Origin of the sequence: Cohnella suwonensis, from assembly GCF_042655365.1 — a bacterium.
Classification (GTDB): Bacteria; Bacillota; Bacilli; order Paenibacillales; family Paenibacillaceae; genus Cohnella; species Cohnella suwonensis.
Genome location: NZ_JBHSMH010000112.1, coordinates 714 through 8,985, shown reverse-complemented (window position 1 = coordinate 8,985; position 8,272 = coordinate 714). Strand labels below are relative to the sequence as shown.

11 protein-coding genes are annotated in these 8,272 nt (G+C 41.0%); 10 read left to right on the top strand and 1 reads right to left on the bottom strand.

Going from position 1 to position 8,272, the window contains the following annotated elements; all coding sequences use genetic code 11:
* The first annotated feature begins 147 nt into the window (after nt 1-147).
* The 4 genes from ACFPPD_RS24740 to ACFPPD_RS24725 all read left to right on the top strand — a co-directional run bounded on the left by ACFPPD_RS24740 (nt 148) and on the right by ACFPPD_RS24725 (nt 2,731).
* Nucleotides 148-648: a 2,4'-dihydroxyacetophenone dioxygenase family protein gene (locus ACFPPD_RS24740; protein ID WP_209751928.1), complete on the top strand. Its 501-nt coding sequence runs from the start codon at nt 148-150 to the stop codon at nt 646-648.
* A gap of 279 nt (nt 649-927) precedes the next feature.
* Nucleotides 928-1,395 (top strand): NUDIX domain-containing protein, encoded by a 468-nt coding sequence (locus ACFPPD_RS24735; protein ID WP_209751930.1) that lies wholly within the window; start codon nt 928-930, stop codon nt 1,393-1,395.
* 254 nt (nt 1,396-1,649) lie between these two features.
* Nucleotides 1,650-2,156 (top strand): HIT family protein, encoded by a 507-nt coding sequence (locus ACFPPD_RS24730; protein WP_209751932.1) that lies wholly within the window; start codon nt 1,650-1,652, stop codon nt 2,154-2,156.
* A gap of 341 nt (nt 2,157-2,497) precedes the next feature.
* The gene (locus ACFPPD_RS24725; RefSeq protein ID WP_209751934.1) at nt 2,498-2,731 is read left to right on the top strand and encodes a hypothetical protein; all 234 of its coding nucleotides are present in this window, start codon (nt 2,498-2,500) and stop codon (nt 2,729-2,731) included.
* 262 nt (nt 2,732-2,993) lie between these two features.
* Here the strand turns inward: ACFPPD_RS24725 and ACFPPD_RS24720 are convergent, their stop codons facing one another.
* Nucleotides 2,994-3,470 (bottom strand): GNAT family N-acetyltransferase, encoded by a 477-nt coding sequence (locus tag ACFPPD_RS24720; RefSeq protein WP_209751936.1) that lies wholly within the window; start codon nt 3,468-3,470, stop codon nt 2,994-2,996.
* 514 nt (nt 3,471-3,984) lie between these two features.
* Here ACFPPD_RS24720 and ACFPPD_RS24715 point away from each other — a divergent pair.
* The 6 genes from ACFPPD_RS24715 to ACFPPD_RS24690 all read left to right on the top strand — a co-directional run.
* A complete protein-coding gene (locus ACFPPD_RS24715) occupies nt 3,985-4,467 on the top strand; it encodes a GyrI-like domain-containing protein (protein WP_209751938.1) in 483 nt (160 codons plus the stop codon).
* Nucleotides 4,468-5,264: 797 nt separating this feature from the next.
* A complete protein-coding gene (locus ACFPPD_RS24710; RefSeq protein WP_209751940.1) occupies nt 5,265-5,597 on the top strand; it encodes a DUF6572 domain-containing protein in 333 nt (110 codons plus the stop codon).
* Nucleotides 5,598-5,840: 243 nt separating this feature from the next.
* Entirely contained in the window at nt 5,841-6,314 is a 474-nt protein-coding gene (locus ACFPPD_RS24705) for a DinB family protein (protein WP_209751942.1), read from the top strand.
* Nucleotides 6,315-6,608: 294 nt separating this feature from the next.
* A complete protein-coding gene (locus tag ACFPPD_RS24700) occupies nt 6,609-6,920 on the top strand; it encodes a hypothetical protein (RefSeq protein WP_209751944.1) in 312 nt (103 codons plus the stop codon).
* A gap of 260 nt (nt 6,921-7,180) precedes the next feature.
* Nucleotides 7,181-7,735, top strand: coding sequence for a YdcF family protein (locus ACFPPD_RS24695; protein ID WP_209751946.1), 555 nt, complete (start codon nt 7,181-7,183; stop codon nt 7,733-7,735).
* Nucleotides 7,736-7,999: 264 nt separating this feature from the next.
* On the top strand, nt 8,000-8,272 hold a 273-nt coding region (locus tag ACFPPD_RS24690), incomplete at its 3' end, for a YdcF family protein (protein ID WP_378083746.1).

Sequence of the window (8,272 nt, the reverse complement as noted above, 5' to 3'; positions counted from 1 at the left end):
TCAGCCGGACACATCCGCACCGACTAACTGCGCATTCGCGCAGCCGGCGACTTTGTCGCCTTAAGTCGGTGGGACGTCGTGAACACATGAACGTTATAAGAAATCCCCGCAAGAGCTAATACAACAAAAGATAGGGCGGTTATTACTATGAGTAACCTAATAGAAGATTCAGTAATCTTGCTGGCAGAGCAGTTCCAATTACCAGAAAGAGTATTTAATATTGATGAACTACCTTGGGTTCCATTTGATCAAGGAAATGCTAATTGTTTTTTCAAACCATTAAGATTCGATTTAAATACAGGTATTTGGACGTATTTGTTTAAGATCAAAAGCAATCAAATATTAACACGTCATAGACATACTGGTGGTACTGTAATTGGATACAATATTCAGGGGAAATGGAGATACCAAGAGAGGGATTGGATAGCAAGACCAGGGACATTCATTTTTGAACCCCCTGGAGATATTCATACATTAATAACCGAAGATGAAGAAGTAGTAACATTATTTATTCTAGGCGGAGCACTTCAATACTTTGATGAAGATAATAGAGTGATAGGACAAGATGATATCTACACAGTATTAAAGAAGTATAGAGATTTTTGTCAAGAGCATGAAATACCAATAGAAGAAGATTTAATTTTTTAGGGCATAAGGGCATTTTTTGAGCGGAGCTTCGAAGGCGGGGACATCTTATAACACCATGTTCACGCTTCGGGGCATTCGCCCCTCGGTCCGGCAGGAGCAGGGAAGCGGATTCGACTGAAGTAAATTCAGTAGCAGGGAAGCGGAATCAGCCGGACACATCCGCACCACCTAACCGCATCACGGCCGCCCTTCGGGCTTAAGGTGGTGGGACGTCGTGAACACATTAACGTTATAAGAAATCCCCGCGAAACATTAAACACAAGTGAGGAAGAACAAAGAATGGATCGTTGGTATGAATTAAATGACGTTGAACATGAACCAGTTAAGTTTGCTGTGGTGATCGCAAAATTCAAAAACCAATTTATTATAATCTATAACAAAAAGCGTGGAGGTTGGGAGATCCCAGGAGGGAATAGAGAGAATGGGGAAACACTTTTACATACCGCTAGTCGAGAATTATTTGAAGAAACTGGAGCAGTAAGATTTGAGTTAATACCTTTTGGAATATATCAATGGAATGAGAGCTTGGAAATGGTCTTTTTTGCTGAAGTGCATGAGATTGACAATATTCCTGATTTTGAAATTGACGAAATTAAATTTGAGGATGCTTTACCTGAAGGCATGAATTTTGGAAATATGTTTTATATTTTTGCAGATAAATGGAATGAGGTTAAGGATAAGAAGTTGAAGAAATATAACATTGACATAAAGTATCTAAATAAAGTGAATGAATTAGAGATTATTTGAGCTGTTCAAAGAAGGCGGGGACATCTTATAACACCATGTTCACGCTTCGGCGGACGAGCCGCCTCGGTCCGGCAGGAGCTAGATGAGGATTCGGGGATGCAATGGCAGTAGCAAGGAAGCGGAATCAGCCGGACACATCCAACTCCCTAACCGCATCGCGGCCGCCCTCCGGGCTTAAGGGAGTTGGACGTCGTGAACACATGAACGTTAGATGAAATTACGAAGCAAGTTCTAATTAAACCTTGAGGTGCTTAATGCCAAGACATGCCACATTAGCTGATGGAAGATCAGTAGAAGTTGAGTGTTTGAGTTGCGCTTTGACAAGTGGCTTGATCACACCAACTGGCGGAGTGATTTATGAATCATCTAATTTTCATGTTCATCAAGATGTTGCTTATCCAATCAAAGGGTTAGTAATTTTGGCAGCGAAGAGACATTTTTATTGTATGGATGAATTGAAAGAAGAAGAGCGATTTGAATATATCTCATTAATACATAAGATCAGGCAAGAACAAAGAGAGCGATTAGGAATTGACAAGGTTTATTACTTTTATAATGAAGACACAACACATCACTTCCATTTATGGATGGTTCCAAGATATGAATGGATGTATCAATTCGGTAATTCAGTAGAATCTTTAAGTCCGGTATTATTACATGCAAGGAATAATATGAACAACGAAGATAATATGAAGAACGTGATAGAAGGAATTAATATTTTAAGAGATGGATTAAGGGGCTTTGTAAGTAACTCAAGGTAACTTCATCTAACACCATGTTCACGCTTCGGGGCATTCGCCCCTCGGTCCGGCAGAAGTTAGAAGTGGATTCGGGGATGCAATTGGCAGTAGCAGGGAAGCATATTCAGCCGGACACATCCGCACCACCTAACCGCATTGCGGCCGCCCTTCGGGCTTAAGGTGGTGGGACGTCGTGAACACATTAACGTTAGACGAAATTCCTGAAAGAATGACAACAAAACACATTTTCCAGACTCCCTCTTTATTTCGAGAAGGAGTTTTTCTGTAGATACAGAATTTGTAAATGAAGAATTGAAAGAGCTTAATGAAGACCTTTAATCTAGAGCTTGTCGAGAATTCCAATGACAATTCTTTTTTCTCGTAATGGAATAGAAAATAAAATCATTCATTTTCTTGAAGAAGGTGAAAACATGAATTTCTATGTTGTATTATTTATGATTCTTGTCCTTATGGGCTTAGGTTCAATTCATCATGAATTGAGGAAGAGAATAATAAATGATGAAAAAGTAATTGATAGACTTGATTTAATCATTAAAGAATTACGTAGTCAAAACGATAATACACCTAATTCTTAATGATAATAAGAGCTTCAAGTATGCGAACACAAGAAGTCAGGAACTTCGTCTAACACCATGTTCACGCATCGGGCCATTCGGCCCTCGGTCCGGCAGGAGTAGGGAAGTGGATTCGACTGGAGAAACTCAGCAGCAGGGAAGCATATTCAGCCGGACACATCCGCACCACCTAACCGCATCGCGGCCGCCCTTCGGGCTTAAGGTGGTGGGACGTCGTGAACACATGAACGTTATCGGAAATCTCCGAGTGCGAAAGCAGAATTCAGTTCTCAGATATCGTTTTTGCCATGTAAGGACCGTTTTCAGTGAAGCCGACACGACCATAAAACTTGAGTGTCTTGTTAAAGGTAACAAAACTCTCGTGTGGCAGACATACTTCCAACCGTTTAAGTGAATGCTTTCGACAAAACTCTTCTACTGAACTAATAAGTGCCGCGCCTACCGAATGATTTCGATAAGATGGATGAACCCAAAGTTCTTGTATAAGTGCATAAGGGCCACCTCTGAATATTACTTCTTGAACAGAGACTGTTGCACACCCTATGAGATCTCCGTTATTCGTTTCTGCAACAATAACAGCACCAGGAATCGTGTTATTTATAATCCTTTGAAAAACTTTTGATGCTGATAAAGGTAGCCTAACATCTGGTTTTGCCCTTAATTCCGCGCATAAGGACCGTATCGCCTCAATCACATTAGTTTCATCAGTATGTATGGCTGAACGAACAATCCAATCCATAATGTACATCCCCCTATCAGTTTAGAACCTCTTTCACACAATTGTTCAGAGCATATTGAAATATCCTCCCCGATAGTTTAACAAAACAACACTAATCGGGAACAGAGTCTTTTATTTAGGTCAATTTAAGAGCGAAATTTGAAATACTGGGTTATAATACCACTAAGTAAATGGAATTAAAGATTTAATAATTCGATGAGCAAAAAAATCATATAATGATCGGATTAAAAATCACGAACACTTTGAAAGTATTTCAAGAAGTCGGAGACTTCCGATAACACCATGTTCACGCTTCGGGCCATTCGGCCCTCGGTCCGGCAGGGGGCCGATGAGGTATCGGTGATGTAATTGGCAGTAGCAAGGAAGCGGAATTCAGCCGGACACATCCGCACCGACTAAGCGCATCGCGCCCGGCGACTTCGTCGCCTTAAGTCGGTGGGACGTCGTGAACACATGAACGTTATCCGAAAGACTTGCAAAGCAATATTCAAATAATAAATCAGGAGTGTGTCGAATGACTGTACACTTTGAAGAAAAGAAATCATTTACAGTTATCGGTAAGGTAGGGCAAGGCCTTGCAGCCGAAAGCCTTAATTGGATTCCAGCAATCTGGCAAGAAGCAAATAATAAGTTTGAAGAAATTCGAGAATTAGCTAAGACAGATAATGAAGGTAATATCGTTGGAATTTGGGGAGCCATGAGTGATATTTCTGAAAGCTTTGAACGTTGGACAGATCAAGGTAAATATTTAGCTGGCTGTGAAGTGTTGGAGAACTCGACTGCACCAATAGGATGGATTAAGTGGATAATTCCGTCGTATAAATATGCAGTTATTAAATGCAATCAAAATACATATCAAGAAAAGTTTAATTATATGATTCACGAATTTCTACCTGATAACAATTATTCAATCGTTGGAGCAGTACATGAGTATTACAACCCGTTAGAAACGAATGGAGATCTTTATTTATATTTTCCAATTGAAATAACGGGATAATAATAAACAAAGGATATTCAGCATAATCGAAGAGGGCAAGTCCATCGGATAACACCATGTTCACGCTTCGGGCCATTCGGCCCTCGGTCCGGCCGGAGTTAGATGAGGATTCAGGGATGCAATTGGCAGTAGCAAAGAAGAGGAATCAGCCGGACACATCCGCACCGACTAAGCGCATCGCGCCCGGCGACTTCGTCGCCTTAAGTCGGTAGGACGTCGTGAACACACGAACGTTAGATGAAATTCTTAGCGGGGAAGGTCAAGAACAATGCCTGTGGTGAGGCCAATTTTGAAGCGGTAGAATCCTTAACGGATTCTTGAATTGGTTTGGGCGGCATGGCTCCGAATATGGAACGTTTCCTCATAAAGCGGAAACAGACCGATTTGACTGTGGAAAGCGCACTCGAAGATACAATGGAACGTTTCCTCATAAACCGGAAACAGACCGATTTGAATGTGGAAAGTATACTCGAAGATACAATGGAACGTTTCCTCATAAACCGGAAACAGATCGGATTTGAGCTGCTAGAGTAATCGAAGAGGCCCCGCTAAGAACAACATCTAACACCATGTTCACGCTTCGGCGGACGAGCCGCCTCGGTCCGGCAGGAGTTAGAAGTGGATTCATAGAAGTAATTCAGCAGCAGGGAAGCAGAGTCAGCCGGACACATCCGCACCGACTAACTGCGCATTCGCGCAGCCGGCGACTTTGTCGCCTTAAGTCGGTGGGACGTCGTGAACACATTTACGTTATACGCAATCCACAAGGCACAAAAAAAGATAGGAGAACGAATATATTGTCCATTAGCGAAAGTAATGTAATTGATTTTATTGGAACTGATCGGAATGAGAATAAAGTTCTTCTTAGTATTTCTGACCATCTAGGATGGACAGAAGCTGAAGAATATGATCATTTACTATTACTTCAAGAGAAATTAAATACATATATTGAATTCGTTGAAAGTGGACAAATTTATGAAACTTATCCAGATGCGACTGATAAAAAAATTGAAATAGTTCTCTATTCTAAATTTGAAATTAGCCCTATTGTAAGAGAGTTTTTAATAAGAGCAGAGGGATTTTTAAGAGAATTAGGAATAACGTTAAATCAAATAACAAAAAGTGATTAAAGGCATGGACTGCGTATAACACCATGTTCACGCTTCGGGCCATTCGGCCCTCGGTCCGGCAGAAGTAGGAAGCGGATTCGACTGGAGTAATTCAGTAGCAGGGAAGTTTAATCAGCCGGACACATCCGCACCACCTAACCGCATCGCGGCCGGCTCCTGTCGGAGCCTTAAGGTGGTGGGACGTCGTGAACACATGAACGTTATACGAAAGAACCCTAAATCAATTATGAAAGAGGAAATTTTATGACTTATAAATCAATTTTATTAGATCAAATAACTGCATGTTACAATGACAAGAGTTGGTTTATTCCGCTTGAAGAAGTTCTTATTGATTTAACAGTAGAAGAAGCAACCACTGGAAATAAACAAACCATTTGGTCTATTGTAAATCATCTAATTTATTGGAATGAGAAATGGTTAGAGCGATTTAGAACCGAGGAATTTGAAATGAAAAAAACAATTAGTAATGAAGAAACGTTTTATTTGGATTTAGACCAAATTAATGAATCTGGATGGAAAGAGACATTAGAGAGACTTAGGAATGTATTTGATAGCTGGAGAACTGCGCTTGAAGAATCTGATGAATCAAAGTTTACAAAAATACTGCCAGAATATTTCAATGCTCCTTGGTGGGGAGTAGTTTCTAATTTGTGTATTCATAATGCATATCATATTGGTCAAATCATGTTAATAAAGAAACAAATCAGAATTAAATGATAAGATGGCTGAAAGCTTCTCGCGGATGAGGGTTCCTTCGTATAACACCATGTTCACGCTTCGGGGCATTCGCCCCTCGGTCCGGCAGAAGTTAGATGAGGATTCGGGGATGCAATTGGCAGTGGCGGGGAAGCACAATCAGCCGGACACATCCAACTCCCTAACCGCATCGCGGCCGCCCTCCGGGCTTAAGGGAGTTGGACGTCGTGAACACACGAACGTTAGATGAAATCGGGTCCAAAGCTTAAAAACTAAAGTGCCGAACCATTTTTCTTTATCATTGGGGGAAATAATTTGAGATCTTTTGGATTAGCCTTTTTAATAACAGGAATCTTCTTAATTGGCTTAAGTGGTCTTGAAAAAATTATTATTTACACTTCCCTAAATGATAGAGCAGGAGATTATCAGTACTTAAAAATGATTACACCAAATGAAATCTGGAATATAACTCAAATGACATTAATCTTTGGAATAGTGATTTCAATTATTGGGTTAATTTTGTCATTGTGGAAATTTATTATTAAACAAAATAGAATGATAAGAGAAGCAAATCGACAATTTGATATAGAACATGGGTTGAATAGGGATAACAAAGAACAACAATAATTTTGAATGTAACACTTCGAAGGCTCCGACATCATCTAACACCATGTTCACGCTTCGGGGCATTCGCCCCTCGGTCCGGCAGGAGTAGGGAAGTAGAGTCGACTGAAGTATTTCAGCAGCAGGGAAGCAAAATCAGCCGGACACATCCGCACCACCTAACCGCATCGCGGCCGCCCTTCGGGCTTAAGGTGGTGGGACGTCGTGAACACATTAACGTTAGCAGAAATTGATGCAAGATCAAACTGAAAGGATAATAAATCATGGCATATCCCTTTGATTGCATCTCAGATTTTATGTTTTTCGAAACCGCTCTTGAGCAAGCGGATGTAATATTAGTTCCTGGCGGAAGCCAGCCTCAATTGATGGAAAGGGCAGCAGAATTGTATCGCAGAGGATTTGCTCCCTATATTTTACCTTCAGGCGGTTCGACTCTTAAAGTCACGACAACGGAATGGGAATATCTCAGAGATATTGGAATTCAACTCGGAGTTCCTTCCGAAGCAATATTAAAGGAAGATACAGCGACAGACACGTTTCAGAATGCATGGAAGTCATGGGATGTACTCCAGCAGAATCGGTTAAATCCACAAAAAGTAATATTAGTTTGTAAATCTTATCATGCTCGTCGAGCATTGCTTACCTATCAGGTCTACTTTCCCAAAGATACAATGTTTTTTGTAAGCCCAGTGACAGATAATACTGGTATAACCAAAGAAAATTGGTTTTTAGATGCACAAAAAATAAGCTATGTAATGAAAGAATTAACAAAGATAGGACAGTATTTTGTGACCCATATTCCAAATTGGATTAAATAAACATTTCTCGAAAGTATTTCATGAAGGCATCAACTTCTGCTAACACCATGTTCACGCATCGGGCCATTCGGCCCTCGGTCCGGCAGGAGTTAGATGAGGATTCAGAGAAGTATTTGGCAGTAGCAGAGAAGCGGAATCAGCCGGACACATCCGCACCACCTAACCGCATCGCGGCCGCCCTTCGGGCTTAAGGTGGTGGGACGTCGTGAACACATGAACGTTAGCAGAAATTGATGCAAGATCAAACTGAAAGGATAATAAATCATGGCATATCCCTTTGATTGCATCTCAGATTTTATGTTTTTCGAAACCGCTCTTGAGCAAGCGGATGTAATATTAGTTCCTGGCGGAAGCCAGCCTCAATTGATGGAAAGGGCAGCAGAATTGTATCACAGAGGATTTGCTCCCTATATTTTACCTTCAGGCGGTTCGACTCTTAAAGTCACGACAACGGAATGGGAATATCTCAGAGATATTGGAATTCAACTCGGAGTTCCTTCCGAAGCAATATTAAAGGAAGATACAGCGACAGACACA